Source organism: Pseudoalteromonas sp. NZS100, assembly GCF_015864815.1.
In the GTDB taxonomy this organism is placed as follows: domain Bacteria; phylum Pseudomonadota; class Gammaproteobacteria; order Enterobacterales; family Alteromonadaceae; genus Pseudoalteromonas; species Pseudoalteromonas distincta.
In genome coordinates this window covers 83,076-106,693 of record NZ_JADYWM010000001.1, presented here as the reverse complement: position 1 = coordinate 106,693, position 23,618 = coordinate 83,076, and the positions used below count along the sequence as shown (strand labels likewise).

Below are 23,618 nucleotides of genomic sequence, written 5' to 3'. Positions count from 1 at the left end.
GGATGATAAATTATGGCCTTAACTAAAATACTTGCCGTTGATGACGAACCCTTTAACCTTGAAATTATTGAGGAGATTTTAGAGGATCTTGATTTTGAATTACAAGTAGCAACGAATGGTCCTGAGTGTTTAAACATGGTTGAGGGCTATATGCCTCAGGTTATATTGCTCGACGTAAGTATGCCGCAAATGAACGGCTATGAAGTATGTAAAGCACTTAAAGCAAATCCAAATACCGCACACATTATTGTTATGTTTGTGTCTGCTCGCGGCACTGTTGAAGAACGCATGGAAGGCTATTCTGTTGGCGCAGAAGACTATATTGTAAAACCTTTTGGCCATGACGAACTTAAATCTAAGCTTAAAAATTTAAATCAAGTACTCGTTGAAAAGCAAAGCCTAGAAAAGCAAGTTGAAGATGCAACATCAACTGCATTTAATGCAATGGCCAATAGCAGTGAAATGGGGCAAATAGTTAACTACGTTGAAAACATTGGCTTTATTAACGATCCTCAAGAGTTAGGTAAAGCGCTTGTAGATTGCCTTCAGTCTTTTGATTTACAAAGCAATGTAGAATTTAGAGAAAATAATGAAATTAGCCACTTTGCACTAAACGGCGTGTGTTCACCTATTGTGGTGGAGCTATTTGAAATGCTGAAAAACAAAGGGCGCTTACATGAGTTTTCGCACCGAATTTTAGTTAACTATGAATTGATTAGCTTACTTATTTTAAATATGCCCGATCATGATCCTGATAAGCATGGCCGTATACGCGACCACGTATGTTTTATTGTCAGTGTTACCGAGCAGCAGCTACGCGCCATCATGACCAAGAAAATGCTTGAATCACAACGAGCGAAACTTAATGCCGTAGCAAGTACTGTTCATAGTAAGTTTCATAGCTTAATTAGCTTGTTGAATGAAAACCGTCAAAACAACGAAAAAGTGTTTAAACAGTTACAAGAAGAGCTCGAAGAACGTATCCCATCAATGGGACTGGATGAAGATCAGGAGGTGTTTATTTATAAAAAAGTAGATGAAACTATCCAAAACTCAGTAGCAAGAGAAGAGTCTGTTAAACAAGTCAAAGCAGCCTTTACAGAGATAGAACAAGATCTATCGTTACTTTTGAAAAACTAGTTACTTCGCAATATAAAGGTTTACTTAAGCGGTGCTATGCATCCCTTGGTAAGCCTTTTTCTACAATTCTAATTAACCTAGCTGTTTTACGAATTTGTAATCGTTGTTTATCGTTTTGCTGAGCAAGTGCCCATTCAATATGCTCTAAAACAAGTTCGCTGCATATTTGGCTTTTACCTTGTAGGGCATTAATAATAGCGGGGCTGAACTCTGCATTACCTAAACCAACTGCTAAATTACGTAACCAACGTTCGTGGCCAATGCGACGAATAGGGCTGCCTTCGGTATTTTTTAAAAATGTAGGCTCATCCCAAGCAAACAGCTCAAGTAAATCTTTATCTTTTAATTGAGTGCGAGGATGAAAGTCATTTTCGTCAGTTATTTGTCCATAACGATTCCAAGGACATACCAACTGGCAATCATCACAACCATAAACACGATTGCCTAATAAAGAACGGTACTGCTCTGGTATTGGCCCTTGGTGTTCTATGGTTAAATACGATATACATTTACGTGCATCAACAACGTAGGGCTCTACAATTGCACCTGTTGGGCAAAGAGTAATACAAGCAACGCATTTACCGCAGCCTTCAAAGGTGTTTTCTGCATCAATTGGTAGAGGTAAATCAATAAATAGCTCGCCTAAAAAAAACCACGACCCAGCTTCTTGGTTAATTAATAAAGAATGCTTACCACGCCACCCTAAACCGGCTTTTTCGGCAAGTTGACGCTCAAGTACAGGGGCTGAATCTACAAAGGGTCTAAAGCCATACTCGCCAATTTCTTGCTCTATTTTTTGGCCGAGTTTTTTTAAACGATTACGCATTAATTTATGGTAATCACGACCTAATGCATAGCGGCTTATATATGCTTTTTCTTTATTTTTTAAGGTTTTTGCAAAGCCAGCATCGGGAGGCAGATAATTCATTTTTACGGATATAACACGCTGTGTACCAGGCACTAATTCAGCAGGGCGGGCGCGTTTCATACCGTGGGCAGCCATATAATCCATCGAGCCGTGGTAGCCTGCATCCAGCCAACGTTGCAATTGGGCTTCGTGCTTAGATAAGTCAATATCAGTAATGCCCACTTCGCTAAAGCCAAGCTCTTGCCCCCAGGTTTTTATTTGCAGGGCTAATTTTTCATAGTCTGGGGTAGGGTTGCTCACACGCTTTACACACTTAAATTAATAGCTGCGTAATTTACCATATTTCTCTGAGCCCGAAAACGCTTCTTAGTGCACAAAGCGTTTTAACTGTTGCTGGGTTTGTAAGCTTAGCTGTTGAGATTGCTCGCTATCGGCTAATGCCGTATCTATTTGCTGTTTAGCTTGCTCCCCTAAAGCTACGATTTGCTCTACCGATTGGTGAGTCGTACTTTGGGTGCCCTCAAGCAAATGTACAGCACTGGCTATTTGTTGCAGCTGCTGCTGGTTGTGCTCAAACTCACTAAGCATTTTAGTAAAGCCATCACAGGTTGCACTAATTGAGCTTTGTGCGTTATTAGAGTGAGTCATTAATTGCTCTGACTCTTTATTAGTCTCGTTTACCAAATCATTCATCTGACTTATAAAGTCGCTAATCTGCCTAGTTGCGCCACTTACCTTTATTGAAAGCGTGCGTACTTCGTCTGCAACTACGGCAAATCCTCTGCCAGCTTCACCCGCTCTAGCTGCTTCTATTGCGGCGTTGAGGGCTAACAAATTAGTTTGATCAGAAAACTCTTCAACCATTTTTAAAATACTACGAATGTTTTCACTGTTTTCTTTCAGTCCCGCAATTGTATTTGAAAAGCTACCTAGCATATTAGTAATAAGTTTTACCTGCTCTACTAAAGCAGCGAGTTCTGATGCAGATAGTTTTACAAAGTTAAGATGTTCATTATTAACGTTATGTACGCTATCTGTATTATTTACTATGTCCTGTAAGCTTTGGGTTATTTGCATACTGGCATTAATAATACTGTGGCTTAACTGTATTTGTTGCTCACTTGATTGCTCAGTATTTTTCATTGATTCAGTGACTTGTGTATTGCTGTGTGCACTAGCTTGAGCACTGTTATATGTTGTGCTGAGTAACTCACTTAAATGGGCTGTAAATATATTGTATTGTGAACTTAAATCTTTAAATTCGTCATACGAAAAGTGGGGAAGTTTTGCTGCTAAATTTGCATCTTGTTGGTTTATTTCTATCAAAGTATCGCGCATAGCAGTAACAGGGCGAACAATTAAAAAACGCATATAAAAAAGAGTAAAAATAAAACCAGATATAATCACAAGCGTAAGCAGCCAAAATAGCCCTGTACTTTGCTGTTGTTCGCTTAAACTCTGATGCAGCCAAAATAACGTAATTGCTTGGAACAATAATACAAAACTTAAATTACCGACTATTTTACGGGTTAACGTAAAAAAGAATGTTTGCTCTATATAGTTATAAATTTTCATAAAACCACTCATTATGCTCAAGCCCTACGATTGTTATTTAAGTGAGGGGAATGTAAGTTAGCCTTTTTGTAACGACAACAAGTAAGCTTTGGTTCGCGCTGGGTAATTTGTAAAAATTCCGTCTATGCCATACTCAAGCATTAGCGCTATATCTTCTTCCCTATCGACTGTATAAGCATAAATCTTTAGGCCTCTTTTTTTTGCATCCTCTGCAAAAGCCTTATTTATAAAGGTTTTATCTGCATGTACGCTATAAGCGTTTAAATCACTAGCAAATTTTGCATAGTTAATTGGAATAGAAGAAGTAAGGGCGCCTATTTTAAGCCATGGTAGCTTGTTTTTAAGCCACTGTAGTTGATGATGATCAAACGATGATACTAAAATATTGGCTTTCGATATTTTTTTAGCTTCAATGTTTTGTTCTAATTGAGCCACAAACCTTTCTAGTGCAAACGTGTGTTTAAGCTCAATATTTAATAAAGATTTATTGTTATTCCAATCAAACAGCTGCTGAAGAGTAGGAATTTTTTCACCATTTCCAGCATCAAGCTTAGAGAGCTCATGAGCGCTAAAGTTACTTACCCTGCCTTTACCGCTGGTGGTTCTATCAAGCCATGAGTCGTGTATTACCATGTAATCATCTAAGGAACTTTGAATATCTACTTCAATACCATCAACACCTACTTTTAACGCTTCTAAAATAGCGCTTTTGGTGTTTTCAGGAAAATCCCCACTGGCACCACGGTGTGCAAATACTTTCATTGTCGAGCCTTTTTAGTGATTGACCACGTTTCAAAACAAGCGGCACTCACTATGAGTGCTCCACCAACTAACGTCATAATAGTAGGACGTTCATGAATAATTACTATAGCCAGTATGGTGCCATAAAGTGGCTGCAAGCAAGAAATTAACCCAGCGGTTGCCGCTGATAAATGCTTTAAACTTGCTGCAAATAACGAGTGCGGTGTAGCTGTAAATATAACACCCGCTACAGCAATTAAAATCAGGTCGTGATTACTAACCTCATACACTGGTACTTCTATAAATGCACACAACATAATGCTTGCCACTAAGGTTTGATAAAACATCGTTTGCGGCCCGCCATATTGGCTAAAGTAGCGCTTATGAGTAATGTTTCTTATTGAAAAAAACAATGCCGATATCACACCTGTTATTACACCTAGGGTTACATCATCGCCTAAGTTTGCACTTGGTACTAATAAGTAAATACCTAAAACAACCACCGCTGCACTTATTATATCTTTTGCTTTTGGCCTGCTTTTATTAAATAAGGGTTCTAAAAACACCGTCATTACGGGATAGCTAAAAAATGCCAGCATTCCAATAGTTATACCGGCCATTTGCATACCAGCAAAATAGGTAACCCAGTGAATACCCACAGCAACACCTAAAAATAATGCAATAAGATAGTCTTTAGGTTTGTTGAGTTTAATTTGTTTTTTTTGAAAATAAAGCATGGCTAAAATAGCCATTCCTGCAATTGCAGTTCTGTAAACGGTAATATCTAAAGCATTTAAACCAATAAGTTTGGCAAATAGAGCGGTCCCGCCAAAAAGTAATACCGCTATGTGTAAATAAATTAAACTTTGTTGCTGAGGTTGCATTTAATTTCCTTGTTGTACTTTTTGAATATATTAACATTGCTTAAAAATTCTTAAGATGAATTTTTTCCGCATGACAAAAGTCATTAAAGTTGATGACACTTCACACTCTTATTATTTTTGTACGCGGGCATAGTTACCTTACTCAACAGGAGATAATTATGAATTCTTTAATTTTAATCAGCTTAACTATTAATGAAGTGCTAGAGGCGTTAAGTTTTACGATTACGTACGCAGATTGCTTTATGCTGGTATGCATTTTTATGTTATTTATATTTATTAATAAAAATAGTGCTATAAGTAAAAATAATATGCCTGAGGTATTAGTATGAGCTCGTTAAGCAGCTTTTCTCAACAAAGCGATAAAGGTTTTTGGAAATATGGACATTTAATTTTTACCGGCTTTTATTTACTCCCGCTAATAATTAATTTTGCGAGCTTTACAGTTAACCAAATTGTTATGTCTTTAGCCTTCTATATTGCTTTTATTCTTTTGTATGTAAAAGCAATAAACTGTAAAAGTGCAGGGGTGACTAAGTTATTTTTAGCCATGCTCTTAATTTGTTTTTGCGCTACTTTTTACACCACAGGTACGCCTACTTTATTTGGTTTCGTAGCTTATATAGCAGGCTACTCTTACAGCTCCCGTCAAAGAATTTATGCTGCGGTCGCAATTATATTCACGGTTTTATTAAGCACATATATTGGAGATATAGGTAAGGTTCAATACTTTTTAGGCGTTGCTTTGATTCTATGCGCCACATTATTTAGTTACGGTATTGCAGCAAAAAGAGAAAGCTTATACAAAAAGCGCGAACAAGAAAGCGCTAACCAACTAGAGCAATTAGCAGCTATTGCAGAGCGAGAACGAATAGCTCGCGACTTGCATGATATTTTAGGCCATTCACTTTCATCTATTGCTTTAAAAGCTGAGCTTGCTAATAAATTAAACCAAGGAGAGCGCTACGCTCAAGCAAATAGCGAAATTGCACAAGTGGCCGATTTGGCAAGGCAGTTACTTAGCGATGTAAGAAGCGCCGTAAGTGATTTAAAACAGCTTAATCTTGTCAGCCAAGTAGCGCAGTTAAAGCAAAGGTTAATAGAGCAAGGGTTTAACGTTTCATTTAATGTGGTTTTAAATGCTCTGCCCGCTAAAGTAGAGGGTATAGCAGGCCTTATAATTAAAGAGGCAGTTACTAACTTATTACGCCATAGCAATACAAAAAATTGCGAAATAAACATAGAACAAACAGCGCAGCAGTTACTTATAACCGTAATTGACCATGGTCCGTGCAGTACATTGAATTCGGGCAATGGCCTAAATGGTATTAAAGAGCGAGCAGAGCAACTAAATGGCAGTGCAGCATTTACCTGTGGCGATAATTTTACTTTAAAAGTAGTGCTGCCAATTACAGCTAAGGATTTATAATGATCAGAGTATATTTAGTGGAAGATCAGGCGCTTGTGCGCGACGCAGTAGCAGCATTGTTAGGGCTTGATTTTAATATTGAGATTATTGGGCAAGCAAGTAACGGGCAAGATGCACTTAATGCAATTGAGGCGCTTGATAGTGATTTGCATCCCGATATAATTTTAACCGATATAGAAATGCCAACCATGAATGGTATAGAGCTTAGCGAAAAAATAGCCGCTAAATTTCCTACTATAAAAATGGTTATTATGACTACATTTTCTCGTGCGGGTTATATTAGGCGGGCGCTTACGACTGGCGTTAAAGGTTTTATTTTAAAAGAAGCACCGAGTGAAGAGTTAATAAATGCGCTTAAAAAAGTAATGCAGGGACAAAAGGTAATTGACCCAGAGCTTGCTATTAATGCATTGGACGATGCAGATCCACTTACCGATAAAGAACGCAAAGCCCTTAAACTTGCAAGCGATGGCCTTAAAACAAGCGACATAGCCAAGCAGTTATTTATTAGCGAAGGGACTACGCGTAATTATTTATCGGATGCCATTGCAAAATTAAATGCCACTAACCGCATAGATGCTGCGCGTATAGCTAAACAAAAAGGGTGGCTTTAATTAGCGGGTTTATAAATTATAAGCAAAGTATTACTATGATATGTAAAAGTAACGAACAGCGCTTAAAATTAGCTTAAAAAGCGCTAAAAGAGGTTTTAATGGCAAGCTTAATAGAACTAACAACTAAAAATAATATCGCTATACTCACCATGAATACCGCTGAAAACCGCCACAACCCAGCGTTTTTGGCTGAGTTTAATTTACACCTAGACCACATTGAAGCAGAACAAAATATTAAGTCAGTTATTTTAACGTCTTCAAGTGATAAAAACTGGTCATTGGGTATCGACCTTCAATGGATGTCTAATCCAAGTATTTTACCTGCAGCAATTTCTGACTTTATGATTCAAATAAGTGACTTATTTAAACGTATAGTTACTTTTCCTATGCCTATTATTGCTGCGTTAAACGGGCATACCTATGGTAATGGTTCTGTACTTGCGTGTGCGTGCGACTTTAGATTTATGAAATCAGACAAAGGCTTTTTTTGTTTTCCTGAAGTGGATGTAATGGTGCCATTTGTTCCGTCGATGTTTCCTATAATTAATAAGGCAATTTCGCAAACCTTCTTTAATCGTCTAGCTATGTCAGGAGAGCGGGTTGGGGCACAGCAGTTGCTAGAGAACAAAGTAGTTGAAGCTGTGTTTACAAATAACGACGAACTACAAGCGGGTGTACTTGAGTTTGCCCAGCAGTTTAATAAAAATCGTTGGATTTACGCTCAAAATAAAACACAAATGAATAAGCAGATTTTACTTACGATGAAAGAAGAAGACCCAAGCTTTATTGATAATATAAGTAAACTGCTGTGGAAAAACCTACAAAAAAAATAGTATAGGTTTTAGCATTGCTACGAGATGACTAAACACTTTGCAGTTAAGGGATCGTTAAGCCCCATTGCGCTAGATTTTTAAACTATACACCAAGGTAAACAGCAAGGTAAAAGTGCTTTCTTAAAAGTTTAATAGCTTTTACCTGTCTCATTATAACTATATGGGTTAAAATACCTACATAACCAACTAACAAGATAGTGAATGTCAAACCAAGATCCAAATCTCAGTCGAGAACAAGAAAAGTACGAAAACCCAGTCCCTAGTCGTGAGTTTATACTTACTCACCTTCAAGAGCGTTCAAAGCCTGCTAACTACGCGCAATTATGTGAAGAACTAGCAGTAAACGATGACGAACGCCAAATAGCATTTAAACGCCGCCTTCGCGCTATGGAGCGTGACGGACAGCTGTATTTCAATAAATTTAAATGCTACGCCCTAATTGACGAAGCCGGTTTAACCAAAGGCAAAGTAATAGGCCACAGAGACGGTTTCGGCTTTTTAGAAGTTGAAGGCGAGAGTAAAGATTGGTTTATTGCTAAGCACCAAATGAATATGGTGTTACATGGCGACATTGTACTAGCTAAAGGCACTAAACGTGGTTCTGGCTCAAAATGCGATGCACGTATTATAAAAGTGCTTACTAACGAGCGCGCGCCAATTGTTGGCCGTTACTTTGTTGAGCACGGTGTTGCTGTTGTAGTCGCTGAAGACCCGCGCATAACGCAAGATATAATGATTTTACCAGGCAACGAAAACGGTGCCCGCCATAACCAAATGGTGCAGGTTAAAATTACGCAAAACCCAAGCCGTAACATGAACGCGGTAGGTAAAGTTATAGATGTACTTGGTGAGCATTTAGCCCCAGGTATGGAAATTGAAGTTGCACTGCGCAATCACGATATTCCACATGTATGGCCAGAAGAAGTTGAAGCACAAGTTGCTCATCTAGGTGAATTTGTTGAAGAAGCTGACAAACAAGGTCGCGTAGATTTACGTGATTTACCACTTGTAACTATTGATGGCGAAGATGCACGCGACTTTGATGACGCCGTATATTGTGAACCTAAAAAATCAGGTGGCTGGCGCTTATGGGTTGCCATTGCTGATGTATCGCATTACGTAGGAATGAACACGCCGCTTAACAAAGAAGCAATTTTGCGTGGTAACTCAGTGTATTTTCCTGAGCAAGTAATTCCGATGCTACCAAAAGTGCTTTCTAACGGATTATGTTCACTTAATCCAAAAGTAGATCGCTTATGTATGGTTGCCGAAATGACCGTGTCGAGCGCGGGTAAACTTTCGGGCTATAAGTTTTACGAAGCGATAATGAACTCGCATGCACGTTTAACTTACACCAAAGTAAATGCCATTTTACAAAACGACGAAAAACTACGTGAAGAATACTCAGCCGTTGTGCCACATTTAACTGACTTACAGCAAATGTATATGGCACTTAAAGCTGCACGCCAAGACCGTGGTGCCATTGAGTTTGAAACCCTAGAAACACGTTTTGTATTTAACGCTCAGCGTAAAATAGAATCAATAGTGCCTGTTATTCGTAACGATGCGCACAAACTCATTGAAGAATGTATGATTTTAGCCAACGTATCAGCGGCTAAAATTCTTGAAAAGCATGAAGCAAGCGCGCTTTATCGTGTGCATGACGAACCAGATCAAGAAAAACTAGGTAACTTTACTAAGTTTTTAGGCGAGTTAGGTATCGAAAGCACATTAAGCGACGAGCCAACACCAAAAGAAATAACGCAAGTATTAGCGCGACTAGGTGACCGCCCAGAAGCTGAACTTATTCAAACTATGTTACTGCGTTCAATGAAACAAGCTGTATATCAGCCAGATAACATTGGTCACTTTGGTTTAGCGTTATCGGCTTACGCGCATTTTACATCGCCAATACGTCGTTACCCAGATTTAGTAGTGCATCGTGCTATTAAAGCAGTAATAAAAGCACAAGGTCAGCAAACGTCTGGCGAATACGCTTATACCGACGATGAAGTTGATCAACTAGGTGAGCAGTGTTCTACAACAGAGCGTCGTGCTGACGATGCAACTCGCGAAGTAGCTGATTGGCTTAAATGTGAGTTTATGCAAGATCACGTAGGTGAAGAGTTTGATGGTGTTATTTCATCGGTTACCAATTTTGGTTTGTTTATTCGTTTAGACGATTTACAAATTGATGGACTTATTCACGTTACTAATTTAGGCGACGAGTTTTTTGCGCATGATGCTGCAAAACACACCCTAATAGGTGAGCACTCTCACAAAGTTTATCGCCTTGGCGATAAAGTAACAGTTAAAGTTGCGTCGGTTAGTTTAGACGATCGCCGTATAAACTTAACGCTTAAAGGCGATGTTGCACAAGACAGATACTCACGTCGTCGTGCACCAAAAAAAGGCTCAGGTAAGTCTGAGCATGCGCCAGCAAGCGTGCGTTCGCAATTAAAAGCAGGCAAAGTACCAGGTAAAAAGTCGCACAGCGATGACAAACCAAAAGGTAAAAAAAAGCCAGCAAATAAAGATAAAGGCAAGCCTGCAAATAAGTCTGCAACAAAATCTGCAGATAAAAAAGCAGCAGACACTGCCGTAAAGAAAAAACCAAAGAAGAAGGCCGTTAAAAAGCCTAAAAGAGCAGGCAAAAATGCCCGCAAACGTACTAGCCCAGGAGCAGACAATACGTGAGTAATGAATTAATTTTTGGCTTTCATTCTGTTGAAGCAATTTTAGAAAGCGAACCAGAGCGCTTTGTAGAAATTTACGCCCTTAAAGGTCGTGACGACAAACGCTCAACTCCGATTATTGATGAAGCACGTAAATTTGGTATTTCAGTACAGTTTATGCAGCGTAAAGCCCTTGATAGCAAATCAAAGGGTGAGCAGCATCAAGGTATTATTGCCAACGTAAAAGCAGCGCCAACGTTTAATGAAAAAGATCTTGATGCGATAATCGCTCGTGAAGACACACCGTTTTTACTTGTGCTTGATGGTATTACCGATCCGCATAATTTAGGTGCATGCCTACGTAGTGCAGACGCGGCAGGTGTTCACGCTGTGATTGTACCTAAAGATAAATCGGCTAAGCTTAACGGTACTGCACGTAAAGTGGCATGTGGCGCAGCCGAAACAGTACCGCTTATTCAAGTGACTAACCTTGCACGTACGCTTCGCGAAATTAAAGATGCAGGCGTATGGGTTGTAGGTACCGCTGGCGAAACTGATAACCACGTATTTGATGCAAGCTTAACGGGGCCAATGGCTATTGTTATGGGCGCAGAGGGCGAGGGCATGCGACGCTTAACGCGTGAGCATTGCGATATGCTTGTTAAAATCCCAATGGCGGGTACTGTTTCAAGCTTAAACGTATCGGTAGCGACGGGTATTTGTTTGTTTGAAGTATTACGCCAACGTAACGCAAATAACTAATATATAAAACGATAAGTTTTATGTATTAAAAAGCCGAGATTGAAATTCAATCTCGGCTTTTTTTTGTCTGTAATTTACGCTTTTAACTTTGCACCAATTGTACTGAATTGATGCTCTATTATAGCGATAGGAAAATAACTCTATAGCAAGGCAAAAATAACGAAATATAGTTGTTCTTATATGAGTTATTTTTAACGCAGCTAGTGAATGATTTCTCCTATACAAAGCGCAGGTAAACGGTTTAAAAACAAGGCAATAATTTAGATGTGTAGTGGTCTTACATAAAAAATTATTAACGCTGTTAGTGAACCGTTTAACCAGCTTTAAGCTTAAAAGCTATAAGTGTAGCCCATCTGTACAGTACGCGGCTTACCTGGCTGAATGCCACCGTTTGAACGGTTAGCAACGTATGTTTTATCAAACAAGTTATCAACGCTTAGGTATACTTTTTGATTTTCATCGATTAAGTATTTTGCAGCTAAATCCCATACAACGCGGCTATCAATTGCGTTTAAGCCCGACTCAGTTAAGTTAGCATGCGCGTCAGATACGTAACGTATTTGGCTGTTAACTACAAACGCAGAAAACTCAGCACCTAACGATAACGCTACTTGGTTTTCTGGTACGTAAGGCATTGCATCGCCTTTTTCTACCGCGCCCCAAATTTCTGAATCAAAATCGTTTTTAAACTCAGAGTCTGTGTAGGTGTACGTTAATTTAACTGGGAACATCGCTGTATCAGTTGCAAAAGTACGTGCTGCACTAAATTCAAAGCCCGCTACTTCTACTTCACCGTAGTTGTATTGGTCGCCAATGTTGTCGTCGCTACAACCAACCGCTGCAGTACAGTTACCGTGCATGTTGTCGTAGTCTGAGTAAAAGGCAATTACTTCACCGCTAAAGCCATCCATATTGAAGCGAGAGCCAAACTCAATGTTTACACTTTCTTCTTCTTCTTGGTCTGCATTACCAGGTGCAGCTGGTGCATAACCTTTTTGAATGCCCGCAAGTAGCGTTACGTTTTCGTTAAGCGTGTATGTAGCGCCTAGTGACGGCACTAAAATTTCAGTGTCGTTCGACACATCTTTAGTTAAACCGTTGCTGCGTGTTGGATCTGATTTAGACCACTCTTCACGCGTAATAGTAATGTCTTCATAACGAAGACCAGCACTTACTACTAATGCGTCAATTGTCCACTCGTCTTGAATAAACAAGGTACTTGCTTCTGCGCTATCTACGCGGTTGCTATCAGAGCCCGGAACGCCTTGCTCTGTAAGCGTTAAGCTTAGGTCTTGATTAAGTGTGTATTTGTCTTCCCATTGAAAACGATCCATTTCGTCTTCGTGGTAACGTACGCCAACAGTCACATAGTGATCGCCTGCAGGAATATGTAATTCAGACTGAATACCTTTAGCTTGGTAGTCGCGGTTATTAGCTTTAACGCCAATACCTTCAATACCTTCGCTTGTAGGGTTTGCTTCAAAATCGCTGTACTGCTCAAGAGTACTTAAGCCTACGCTGCTGGCTTTATACCAGTTACGATGAAAATCGTTTAAGTAAGCCGTAGCTAAAAACTCATAGCCATCACCAAAACGGTATGCATAGTTAAGTTGGTATGCGTTGTGGCGCGTATTCATTTCATCATTTTGCGATGCAGCATAACGACGGTAAGGACTTTGTTTATAGTCTTCGTCAGTTAAGCCCATGTAAGTTTCGTCTGATGTTTCGTCAGAGTACTTAATTTTTAGCTCAAGATTATGCGCATCGTTTTGACCAAACGTATGGCCAAACTTTAATAGTAAATCTGTTTTTTCAAAGCCGGTGTTGTCATTGCCTACTGGCAGCTCTTTAAAGCCATCTGCGCCGTAAGTAAATACTTCAATTAAACCTGCTGTGTTATTTTTTTCTTTACCAAAGTAAGCGTGGCCTTTGTAGTAACCGTCGCTACCAAGGGCTGCATCTACCATACCTTTTGAGCTATTTGGCTCAGTTGGTAAGCTGCGCGAAAGTAAGTTTAAAACACCACCCGTAGTACGCGGGCCGTACTTAACTGAGGCTGCGCCTTTTAATACTTCAATAGATTCCATACGACCCATAGTAGGGAAGTAGTATGCAGAAGGTGCTGAATATGGTGCTGGTGCAACTAATACACCGTCTTCCATTACTGATATTTTATCGTTACGGCCAGTACCTGTACCGCGCATACCAATGTTAGGACGAAGGCCATAACCGTCTTCTTCTTGCACGTAAACGCCCGGAACAGACGCTAAAACGCGAGAAATATCGGTAAACTGGAATTTTTGAAGCTCTTCTTCAGAAATAAACGTAGCCGAACCAGGAATATCGTTAATTGCTTGCTGTGAGCCAATAACAGTAATTTGTTCAAAGCGTTGTTCTTTATTGCTGGTGTCTTTTGCTATTGCAGTAGCACTAAAAGACAAAGCAACCGCAGTTGCCAAAGTAGATACTAAAAACTTAGGGTTCATTGTGTTCCTAATCATGTTAATTATCTTAATTGGCGTAATTTGAACACGTTAACGAATACGAATCAATGTTATTAACTATTTAATTGTTCAGTTTAATAGAACTAAAAACACCTGCTTATGCAACTTAATTAACTAAATTGTTTCTTTTGTATTATTTTGTAATTGTTTTACTAACTATAAAGGCTGAACGATTTATACGTGCTACGTAAGCGCTAGCCCAAGCGTAGGGCTATAAATTCAGCGAGTTTATCTACCGCATTTTCCGACTCACCCGAACTTTTAACCAAGCTAATACCAATATTACCAAGAGCTGGTAAATGCTTGGTTTGAACTTGATAGTTAAGCTCACTCGGTACTGTACTTTTGGCAAGTACCGTAATACCTAAGCCTTCTTTTAGTGCAGCTATAAGGCCGGTTAAATCGGCGTTGCTATAAACTATTCGGTATTTAATGCCTGCACTTTTTAATGCATCAGTAGCACGGCGACGATAAATACACCCCTCTGGTGCGGTAACTAGGGTAACCACCTCATTATGCGCAAGTGACAGGTCGCCCACCCACACTAGTTCGTCTTGCATAAAAATAGGAAACTTATCAGAGTTGAGTCGCTCATTTAGCGCAAGTACTAAATCAAACTGATCTTGCCTTGAGGCCGAAAGCAAATGCTTACTTAAACGCGACTTAACCTCTAACGACACCTCAGGGTAGAGCGCCACAAAGTCGCCAATAATTGAGGGTAAAATGCGCGCTGCAAATTCGCTCGGAATACCCAAGCGCACTTTACCTGCAATGTTTTCTGAGGTGAACTGCTGCAAAATAGCATCGTTGTGTTGCATCATTTGTTTTGCCATAGGCAATAATAGCTCGCCGTACTGGTTTAATACTTGGCGCTGCCCTTGTTTTTTAAATAGTTTATAGCCAAGCACGTCTTCTAAACGCTTGATTTGCAAACTTACAGCAGGTTGCGACAGGCCAAGTAAATCGCCTGCTTTAGCAAAGCCACCTATTTCAACTACCATTACAAAAGTACGTAAACCGTCTGTTGATATGTTTTTCATATTTAAAATTACAATTTATATAGCCATATATATAAGTATTATTTATCAATTGATAAATAATTACAATTTGTTGTTGATAGGCGTGGGCAATATACTTTTGTAATCGAAAATACACAGGTGTTTGTTATGACTTTTAACCCAATAATGTTTGCCCGCCACAGCAACGCAAGTAGTGCGGTTACTAACGCTTTGCAAACTAACAACAATCACGTTGTAATGGATTTTAGCGGCACCGAAACCAGTGTATTTTTAAGCACTATTTTAGGCCTTGATTTAACTAAGCTTACCGCCAGCGGTTTAGGCTTAAAAGGCACGCTTGATGGCGACTATAATTCTGACTACAGTTTTGCTGTTTATTACTTTAGCGAAACCGCCTTTAGATTCGTACTACCACACAACGCAAGCCTTCAACTACAAGCGCTTATAAACGAGCAGCAATTACGTTTTGATATTGATTATGTAGTACGCACCGACCTAGCAAGCTTTATTTTAAGTGGCGACAACGCATTTGATACCCTAGTTAATGCTTTTAAATTAACACCAGGTTTGCGCCTTTCTGACGCGCAACTTTGCTACGGTGCACAAAGCGGTGATGTATTTATTACCGCCATTGATAAAAACGACGAACAACACTTTGTATTAGTAGCTAAACAACAAGAATTACAAAAATGGCAAAGCTACATGCAAGCGCAAGGCTTTGCACTTATGCATAGTGAAGCCGCATAACGAATAAAAACAACAGGCGAGCATAACAATGTTTACCTGTTTTTATATCTATTTAAGCCACGCCCTAAACAGGGTTAATTTAAACGTGAAGGAATGTTATGACTTCTAAAACTGTACTACATGCTAAGCACCTAGAAGCGGGCGCAAAAATGGTTGATTTTCATGGCTGGGAAATGCCAATCAACTACGGCTCACAAATAGAAGAACACAATAGCGTACGTACCGACGCAGGTATGTTTGACGTATCACACATGACTATTGTTGATATTGAAGGGCCTCAAGCAAAAGCATTTTTACGTAAGCTAGTAGCTAACGACGTTGCAAAATTAACCGTACCAGGCAAAGCGCTTTACACAGGCATGCTTAACGAGCAAGGCGGTGTAATAGACGACTTAATTATTTATTTCTTTAGTGAAACGTTTTACCGCCTAGTTGTTAACTCAGCAACGCGCGAAAAAGACCTAGCGCATTTGGCTAACGTATCGAGCGACTTTGACGTAACTGTTACAGAGCGCCCAGAGTTTGCAATGATTGCAGTGCAAGGCCCTAACGCTAAAGCAAAAACAGCCACTCTTTTAAATGCTGAGCAACAAGCTGCTGTTGAAGGTATGAAGCCGTTTTTTGGTGTTCAAGTAGGTGATTTATTTATTGCCACAACGGGTTATACTGGCGAAGACGGTTACGAAATAGTAGTACCGAACGACCAAGCAGCCGATTTATGGCAACAACTGCTAGACGCAGGTGTTAAGCCTGCTGGTTTAGGTGCACGCGACACGCTACGTTTAGAAGCAGGTATGAACCTTTACGGCCTAGATATGGACGAAAGCGTATCACCACTTGCAGCTAACATGGCATGGACCATTGCATGGGAACCAGAAGATCGTGACTTTATTGGTCGTGACGTACTTGTTAAGCAACGCGCAGAAAAAAGCACTGACAAACTAGTTGGCTTAGTGTTTGAAGAAAAAGGCGTTTTGCGTAGCGGTTCTAAAGTAATTGTTGATGGTGGTGAAGGTATTATTACATCAGGTACTTTTTCACCAACACTTGGTTTTAGTGTAGCCCTTGCACGTGTACCACGTTCAACAGGCGATACAGCTCAAGTAGAAATGCGTAAAAAATTAGTCAACGTTAAAGTAGTAAAGCCTAGCTTTGTACGTAACGGTAAATCAATAATTTAAATAATTTGGTTATATCAATCAGTGTAATTACAGTGATTGATATCCTCCCAATATAAACCAAAGGACAAATAAAATGAGCAACATTCCTAGCGAGTTAAAATACGCACCTTCACACGAGTGGGTTCGCAGTGAAGGCGACGGTACATTTACTGTTGGTATTTCTGAGCATGCGCAAGAGCTTCTTGGCGACATGGTATTTGTTGAATTACCAGAAGTTGGCGACGAAGTAGACGCTGGCGAAGACTGTGCAGTAGCAGAGTCAGTTAAAGCAGCATCAGACATTTACGCACCTATCAGTGGCGAAATTGTTGCTATTAACGAAGAACTTGAAGACTCTCCTGAAACGGTAAACAACGACGCTTACGGCGACGGTTGGTTATTCCGTATTAAAGCATCTGACGAGTCTGAGCTAGATAACTTACTAGACGCTGAAGGTTACTCGCACACTATCGACGAAGAATAATTATTCTTTGTAGATAACTAAAAGCCCCGCGTGTTTTATTTAGATATCGGGGCTTTTATGATTTTACAGTTAACTTTTCCATACAAAGTGGGCTGTTAAATCATAAGAATTTTAAGTTATTGCTGTTTACCCATCAGCAGTAGCCACATTTTTTGGATCATAGGAATCTGGACACATGTCAAACGCCAAATCTCTTGAAGAACTAGAGCAAAAGCAAGATTTTATTCGCCGCCATATTGGGCCAAGCCCAGCACAAGTAAGCGATATGCTAAGTGCTTTAGAAGTATCGAGTGTGCAAGAGCTCATTGACCAAACTGTACCGGCTAGCATTCGTCTAGAGCAACCGCTAACAGTTGGACAAAGCCGTACTGAAGTTGAAACACTAAGCTACTTAAAATCAGTAGCAAGCAAAAATAAAGTTTTCAAATCGTACATTGGCCAAGGCTACCACCCAACTAATGTACCGCACGTAATTTTACGTAACGTACTAGAAAATCCAGGTTGGTATACAGCGTATACACCGTATCAGCCAGAGATTGCACAAGGGCGTTTAGAATCATTATTAAACTTCCAGACTATGACCCTAGATTTAACTGGTCTTGATTTAGCAAGTGCATCACTACTTGACGAATCAACAGCCGCTGCAGAGGCTATGGGCCTTGCAAAACGCGTATCAAAAGCTAAAAAAGCCAATGCCTTTTTTATTGCTGACGACGTACACACACAAACAATCGACGTAGTAACAACGCGTGCCGAGCAGTTTGGTTTTGAAATAATTGTAGGTAAAGCAGAAGATGCCGTAAACCACGACATTTTTGGCGCATTGTTCCAATACCCAACTACATCAGGCGAAGTGGTAGACATAACAGACCTAATTGCTGGCGTACAAAGCAAAAAGGCCATTGCCTGTGTTGCTGCCGACATAATGAGTTTATTACTATTAAAAGCACCGGGTAAACTAGGCGCAGACGTAGTACTTGGTTCGGCTCAACGTTTTGGCGTACCTATGGGGTACGGCGGTCCACACGCTGCATTTTTTGCAACACGTGACGCATACAAACGTTCATTACCAGGTCGTATTATTGGTGTATCTAAAGACCGTTTAGGTAACGACGCACTACGTATGGCAATGCAAACGCGCGAACAACATATTCGTCGCGACAAGGCCAATTCAAACATTTGTACAGCGCAAGTATTACTTGCCAATATGGCCGCGTTTTACGCGGTGTACCACGGCCCACAAGGCTTAAAAACTATCGCGCAGCGTATACATCGCTTTGCTGATATTTTAGCAAGTGGCCTTAAAGCTAAAGGCATCGCACTTAAGCACAGCACTTGGTTTGATACGCTAACAGTAGTAAGCGATAGCAAAGACGACGTAATAGCACGTGCAATTGCAAAAGGCGTAAACTTTGCAACAAACCACGAAGGCGAGTACTCAATTTCGGTATCAGAGACAACAACACGTGCCGATATTACTGAGTTATTTGATATTATTTTAGGTGAAGGCCATGGCCTAAGTGTTGACGCTATTGCCGCCGACGTTGAAGCAAATGGCAGCGAGTCTATCCCTGCAAGTTTAGTACGTGACGACGAAGTACTAACGCATCCAAACTTTAACAGCTACCACAGCGAAACAGACATGCTTCGCTACATTAAGCGACTAGAAAGCAAAGACTTATCGCTTAATCACTCAATGATCTCGTTAGGCTCATGTACCATGAAACTAAACGCAACTGCCGAGATGATCCCAATTACGTGGCCTGAGTTTGCAAACCTTCACCCATTCTGCCCGCTAGATCAAGCAGAAGGTTACCAAATAATGATTGGCGAACTACACGACTGGCTAGTAAACATTACCGGTTACGATGCAGTATCACTTCAGCCAAACTCTGGCGCGCAAGGTGAATACGCTGGCTTAATCGCGATTCGTAAATATCACGAATCACGCGGGGATGCACACCGTAATGTATGTTTAATCCCAAGCTCTGCGCACGGTACTAACCCTGCATCAGCGCAAATGGCGAGCATGAAAATTGTAGTAGTTAACTGCGACAAAAACGGTAACGTAGACATGGTTGACCTTAAAGCGAAAGCTGAGGAAGTGTCTGAAAACTTATCGTGTATCATGATCACATACCCGTCTACGCACGGTGTATACGAAGAAACAATTCGCGAAATTTGTGACATTATTCATGAGCACGGCGGCCAAGTTTACATGGACGGCGCTAACATGAACGCGCAAGTTGGTGTAACAAGCCCTGGCTTTATTGGCTCAGACGTATCGCACTTAAACTTACATAAAACGTTTTGTATTCCACACGGTGGCGGTGGTCCAGGTGTTGGCCCAATTGGTGTCAAATCGCACCTTGCGCCGTTTATGCCAAACCACAGCGTAATTAACGTACCAGGTACTAACATCGGTAACGGTGCGGTATCGGCAGCGCCTTACGGCTCAGCCGCTATTTTACCTATTTCATGGGCTTACATTACCATGATGGGTTCAGAGGGCTTAAAACAAGCTACTGAAATGGCCATTGTTAATGCTAACTACTTAACGCATGAACTAAGCAAGCACTTCCCAATTTTATACCGTGGTCGTAACAACCGTGTTGCTCACGAATGTATTGTTGACTTACGCCCGCTTAAAGAGCTTTCAGGCATTACTGAAATGGACGTAGCTAAGCGCTTGCAAGATTATGGCTTCCATTCACCAACTATGTCGTTCCCAGTAGCTGGCACATTAATGATTGAGCCAACTGAGTCTGAATCAAAAGGTGAGATTGACCGCTTTATCGAAGCAATGGTGTCAATTAAAGGCGAAATTGAAAAAGTAATCTCTGGCGAATGGTCAATCGAAAACAACCCGCTAGTGTTTGCACCGCATACACAAGGCGACGTGTTAGGTAACGAATGGGACCGCGCGTACGACCGTTTTTACGCTGCATTCCCAGTGCCTGCAGTGGCTAAAAACAAGTTTTGGCCAACCGTTACACGTATTGATGACGTATACGGCGACCGTAACTTAGTATGTTCATGCCCAGCGGTTGAGACATATAGAGATTGATAATTTTTAAAATTTCCAATTAAAGATTGGGAATTTATAAAATTGAAAAAGCCGTTGCAGCAATGTAGCGGCTTTTTTGTGTGTGGTGATTCCCCATAAATTATATGGGCGTAGGTTGGGTAGAGTGAAACGAAACCCAACGAATCACAAATATACTTACTCGCTCAAAAGCCAAGAGTATGTGTTATTTATTGTAGGCGTTTAGCTTGCTGACGCGCGGGTGGCAGCCCAAAATTTATAAATAACATTGTGCACTCGTAGCCTTTAGGCTACATTTATTTAGCAAGTTGAATAAATTGGAGTAATTACTATGGCGCTACAAACATCAGACTTTAACCCGTTTGACTATATGGAAACACAGCAAGAAATTAATACATTTTTAGAAGAGTGTTTAGCTGGTGATGATCCAAATACCTTTATTGAAGCACTTGGCTTATTAGTTAAAAAACATGGCGTGAGTGATATTGCTAAAGCAACGGGGTTAAACCGTGAAAGCTTATATAAAGCCGTTAACGGTAAAACCAAGCCACGTTGGGAAACTATTTTTAAAGTGATGAAAGCACTTAACTTTCGCCTTACAACACAAGTTGCATAGGCTAGGTAGAGTGAAACGAAACCCAACAATTCACAAATATACTTACTCGCTCAAAAGCCAAGAGTATGTGTTATTTATTGTAGGCGTTTAGCTTGCTGGCGCGCGGGCGGCAGCCCGAATAAGTATTTGAATAGGTGCTTAAGGTTATCATCACCGATAACGTGAATGCGTTTCGCATTTTTTAAAGATAAGAAACCTTATTCAAGGTTTTGTCGCGCTGGCTTGGTGAGCCAACGCGGGGCTATAGATTTTCAAACTTAACTCTGCTGCAAGTAATTCATCCTTGAAGCTGGGTTACTGTCGGCATCCATGCCTTCACTTCCTCATACTGCGAAGCTGCGCTTCGGTTATTCGTCACCTCTCAGCGCACTCGAGCATCACGCTTAATCCTTCAAACCACAATTGATGTGAACGTAAACGGCGAAGATAGGCCATCCATGGCCTAGTTTCGCCTTATCGCGCATCCATGCGCGATATTACTCATCAATTGCTTATTTTCAGGGCGTGATGACGGGAAGGGTGTTAAATGTGAGGCAGCTGTTCGGTCTTGCCAAGAAACAAGACCTGACCCTCGACCCTCTGCATTTTCGGTATGAGTAATTATCTAATATATATCATCTAATGGGTTATGATTAGGATCAAAGCCATCGTTGTGAATTACACGCTTGATAAACTCAACTTCAGTAAACTCATCACTTCTATGAATAAGCCAACTAAAGAGCCTAACTATACTGTGGATTTCAGGTCGATTTTCACCTCTCCATGACAATAGATGTTGCATTATCAAATGGGGACCATCATCAAGTTCTTGTAATCTACTTTTTACATTAGAGGGCAGTTTAGAGTGTTGTCGCAATTCTGTTACATCTCTAATGTCGTTCAAGTCAAAAGGCATTTCACCAAAAAATACACTATATGCAAAAATACCAAATGCCCAAGAGTCATAATTTTTAGTTGCAGAACCATGCTCTAAAAAATCAGGGGGCATTGAAATAAATGACGTTAACAAACGTTTATTATTATCTTGAAAAACTAGCTGTTCATTAGCATCACGTTCAATCCCATAGACATATGAACCTTCAATATCATTTGACTGACAATTCCCCAAATCTAAAAATTTTACTCTTGGATCATTTTCTGTTCCATCTCTATCATATTTAGGCATTTTAAAGTCACCCAAAAGTAAGATGTTTTTTGGATGCAAATCTCTATGCGAATATCCACTCTGATTAAAATAACTTAACCCTGAAGCAAGCCTATGCAATAAAAGATATTTATCCTTCAACGAGTAATTTTGGGGAGCAATCTCTGATAGTAATTCTCCCTTTTCGAATTCATAACCAAAGCAAAAAACCGAACTGCCAATTAGTTCTTTCAAAGGCATTACAATTTTGGGTAGAGGGTAGCTACTATCAGGGCCGAAAAGGTGAGGGTATTCCTTATCAGGAATTAAACCAAAATTTTTATTCATCTTGTTTTCATATAAGACTGAATACTCTAATCTAAAACGTTCAATTTCGATGTCATTTCTTGGGGATATAAGAAATTTTATAACTATTTTGTTTTTTCCATCCGAATATAAACTGCTTAATGCTGAGCCTCCTCCTAAGGAACTTTCGAATTTGTAGTTATCAATTTCCAATAAATTAAGTTGAGAGAGCAATGCATAGCTTGAATCAGTCAATGTTTTTGACCTTGTATTGCTCACAAAACAACATAATTTCTCCAATAAAGCTCGAAGGTATTTCATTAATATTTCTCACCAATTTATAGTCCACAAGGCTAAGCTTTTCGGCTATATCAAATATATAGTCTCTCTTGATATCAAACGCTTCTTTAGGAATCAGATCTAAGAAGTCATTTACTTCGTCACTATAAATTATTTTATTAGTATCACCGATTAAACTTATTTCTAAAAGTGAACCTCCAGATTCAAAATGACTAGAAGCATATTCTCTGCAAGGTGTGCAAAATATAGTTTGGCTTCTAGCACAGATGCCAAAATTATTTTTAAACCAATTATCAGCAGCTTCATGTATATATGAAGGCGTATTTTTTGGTACTCGTGGGCGCTTTAAGTTTTCGTTTTCGTAAATGCCATCTGCAATATAGTGGCTTGTTCCTCTGTATAAATGAATCATTTTTTCCTTATTTAAGAGTCGTTTTTATATCCAAACTTTGGTTTTGCTTAATATTAAACTTTCTAAGTTACTATGTGCTTTCAGTTGAGGATTTGATCTTCCCTGTGGTTAGTATGAAATCCATTTAGTTACATGATAAAAAGTCTAATATGAAGGTTTTATTAATCAGAAACTATATTTTACTTACAAATTTACAAAGTGAAGTTATAGGCTTTATTAACGTACACATTAGCTTTCAGTCTTAGCAAACTAAAAAATTAAGCTCGTGCTAATTGCAAAAATCGGCAGGGTCAGGCCTTACTTTTTGCCTTTTTTGATTAAGGCAAAATGCAAAACCGCCTCTAATAACCCTATTAAATAAAGGGCAATATTATTGCCCTTTT

At 39.8% G+C, this 23,618-nt stretch carries 19 protein-coding genes; 11 read left to right on the top strand and 8 right to left on the bottom strand.

Annotated elements, in window-relative coordinates; all coding sequences use genetic code 11:
• The first annotated feature begins 12 nt into the window (after positions 1–12).
• Positions 13–1,140, top strand: coding sequence for a PleD family two-component system response regulator (locus I6E69_RS00495; protein ID WP_058154163.1), 1,128 nt, complete (start codon positions 13–15; stop codon positions 1,138–1,140).
• 34 nt (positions 1,141–1,174) lie between these two features.
• On the opposite strand, the gene queG is transcribed toward I6E69_RS00495, so the two are convergent.
• From queG to I6E69_RS00475, 4 genes are all read right to left on the bottom strand, one after another.
• Positions 1,175–2,308 (bottom strand): tRNA epoxyqueuosine(34) reductase QueG, encoded by a 1,134-nt coding sequence (queG, locus tag I6E69_RS00490; protein WP_197120348.1) that lies wholly within the window; start codon positions 2,306–2,308, stop codon positions 1,175–1,177.
• Positions 2,309–2,374: 66 nt separating this feature from the next.
• Positions 2,375–3,595 carry a methyl-accepting chemotaxis protein gene (locus tag I6E69_RS00485; RefSeq protein ID WP_002958016.1) on the bottom strand — a complete coding sequence of 407 codons (1,221 nt, stop codon included), beginning with the start codon at positions 3,593–3,595 and terminating at the stop codon, positions 2,375–2,377.
• A 45-nt stretch (positions 3,596–3,640) separates the two neighbouring features.
• Positions 3,641–4,345, bottom strand: coding sequence for a glycerophosphodiester phosphodiesterase family protein (locus I6E69_RS00480; protein WP_197120347.1), 705 nt, complete (start codon positions 4,343–4,345; stop codon positions 3,641–3,643).
• On the bottom strand, positions 4,342–5,208 hold the full coding sequence (locus I6E69_RS00475) for a DMT family transporter (protein WP_002958018.1): 867 nt from the start codon (positions 5,206–5,208) through the stop codon (positions 4,342–4,344). The genes I6E69_RS00480 and I6E69_RS00475 overlap by 4 nt, the downstream gene beginning before the upstream one ends.
• A gap of 325 nt (positions 5,209–5,533) precedes the next feature.
• Between I6E69_RS00475 and I6E69_RS00470 the strand changes: the two genes are divergently transcribed.
• The 5 genes from I6E69_RS00470 (at position 5,534) to rlmB (ending at position 11,518) form a co-directional block, all read left to right on the top strand.
• On the top strand, positions 5,534–6,634 hold the full coding sequence (locus I6E69_RS00470) for a sensor histidine kinase (protein WP_138488567.1): 1,101 nt from the start codon (positions 5,534–5,536) through the stop codon (positions 6,632–6,634).
• Positions 6,634–7,248 (top strand): DNA-binding response regulator, encoded by a 615-nt coding sequence (locus I6E69_RS00465; RefSeq protein WP_002958020.1) that lies wholly within the window; start codon positions 6,634–6,636, stop codon positions 7,246–7,248. Before I6E69_RS00470 ends, I6E69_RS00465 begins: the two co-directional genes overlap by 1 nt.
• A 98-nt stretch (positions 7,249–7,346) precedes the next feature.
• Positions 7,347–8,081, top strand: a complete 735-nt coding sequence (locus tag I6E69_RS00460) for an enoyl-CoA hydratase/isomerase family protein (protein ID WP_197120346.1) — start codon at positions 7,347–7,349, stop codon at positions 8,079–8,081.
• Positions 8,082–8,282: 201 nt separating this feature from the next.
• The gene (rnr, locus tag I6E69_RS00455; protein ID WP_002958022.1) at positions 8,283–10,778 is read left to right on the top strand and encodes a ribonuclease R; all 2,496 of its coding nucleotides are present in this window, start codon (positions 8,283–8,285) and stop codon (positions 10,776–10,778) included.
• Positions 10,775–11,518 carry a 23S rRNA (guanosine(2251)-2'-O)-methyltransferase RlmB gene (gene rlmB, locus I6E69_RS00450; RefSeq protein WP_002958023.1) on the top strand — a complete coding sequence of 248 codons (744 nt, stop codon included), beginning with the start codon at positions 10,775–10,777 and terminating at the stop codon, positions 11,516–11,518. Before rnr ends, rlmB begins: the two co-directional genes overlap by 4 nt.
• Positions 11,519–11,847: 329 nt before the next feature.
• Here the strand turns inward: rlmB and I6E69_RS00445 are convergent, their stop codons facing one another.
• Both I6E69_RS00445 and I6E69_RS00440 read right to left on the bottom strand, forming a co-directional pair.
• Positions 11,848–14,004: a TonB-dependent receptor gene (locus I6E69_RS00445; protein WP_197120345.1), complete on the bottom strand. Its 2,157-nt coding sequence runs from the start codon at positions 14,002–14,004 to the stop codon at positions 11,848–11,850.
• Positions 14,005–14,216: 212 nt separating this feature from the next.
• A complete protein-coding gene (locus I6E69_RS00440; RefSeq protein WP_002958025.1) occupies positions 14,217–15,062 on the bottom strand; it encodes a LysR family transcriptional regulator in 846 nt (281 codons plus the stop codon).
• 126 nt (positions 15,063–15,188) lie between these two features.
• On the opposite strand from I6E69_RS00440, the gene I6E69_RS00435 reads away from it, so the two are divergent.
• The 5 genes from I6E69_RS00435 to I6E69_RS00415 all read left to right on the top strand — a co-directional run bounded on the left by I6E69_RS00435 (position 15,189) and on the right by I6E69_RS00415 (position 21,094).
• Complete coding sequence (locus tag I6E69_RS00435; protein WP_002958026.1) at positions 15,189–15,788, top strand: hypothetical protein; 600 nt, start codon at positions 15,189–15,191, stop codon at positions 15,786–15,788.
• Between the two features lie 98 nt (positions 15,789–15,886).
• The gene (gene gcvT / locus I6E69_RS00430) at positions 15,887–16,969 is read left to right on the top strand and encodes a glycine cleavage system aminomethyltransferase GcvT (protein WP_024590230.1); all 1,083 of its coding nucleotides are present in this window, start codon (positions 15,887–15,889) and stop codon (positions 16,967–16,969) included.
• Between the two features lie 73 nt (positions 16,970–17,042).
• Positions 17,043–17,432 (top strand): glycine cleavage system protein GcvH, encoded by a 390-nt coding sequence (gcvH, locus tag I6E69_RS00425; protein WP_024590231.1) that lies wholly within the window; start codon positions 17,043–17,045, stop codon positions 17,430–17,432.
• 175 nt (positions 17,433–17,607) lie between these two features.
• Complete coding sequence (gene gcvP / locus I6E69_RS00420) at positions 17,608–20,499, top strand: aminomethyl-transferring glycine dehydrogenase (RefSeq protein WP_197120344.1); 2,892 nt, start codon at positions 17,608–17,610, stop codon at positions 20,497–20,499.
• Between the two features lie 310 nt (positions 20,500–20,809).
• A complete protein-coding gene (locus I6E69_RS00415; protein WP_197120343.1) occupies positions 20,810–21,094 on the top strand; it encodes an addiction module antidote protein in 285 nt (94 codons plus the stop codon).
• 604 nt (positions 21,095–21,698) lie between these two features.
• On the opposite strand, the gene I6E69_RS00410 is transcribed toward I6E69_RS00415, so the two are convergent.
• Positions 21,699–22,778, bottom strand: coding sequence for a protein kinase (locus I6E69_RS00410; protein ID WP_197120342.1), 1,080 nt, complete (start codon positions 22,776–22,778; stop codon positions 21,699–21,701).
• Positions 22,771–23,235 carry a hypothetical protein gene (locus tag I6E69_RS00405; protein WP_197120341.1) on the bottom strand — a complete coding sequence of 155 codons (465 nt, stop codon included), beginning with the start codon at positions 23,233–23,235 and terminating at the stop codon, positions 22,771–22,773. The genes I6E69_RS00410 and I6E69_RS00405 overlap by 8 nt, the downstream gene beginning before the upstream one ends.
• Positions 23,236–23,618: the final 383 nt, after the last annotated feature.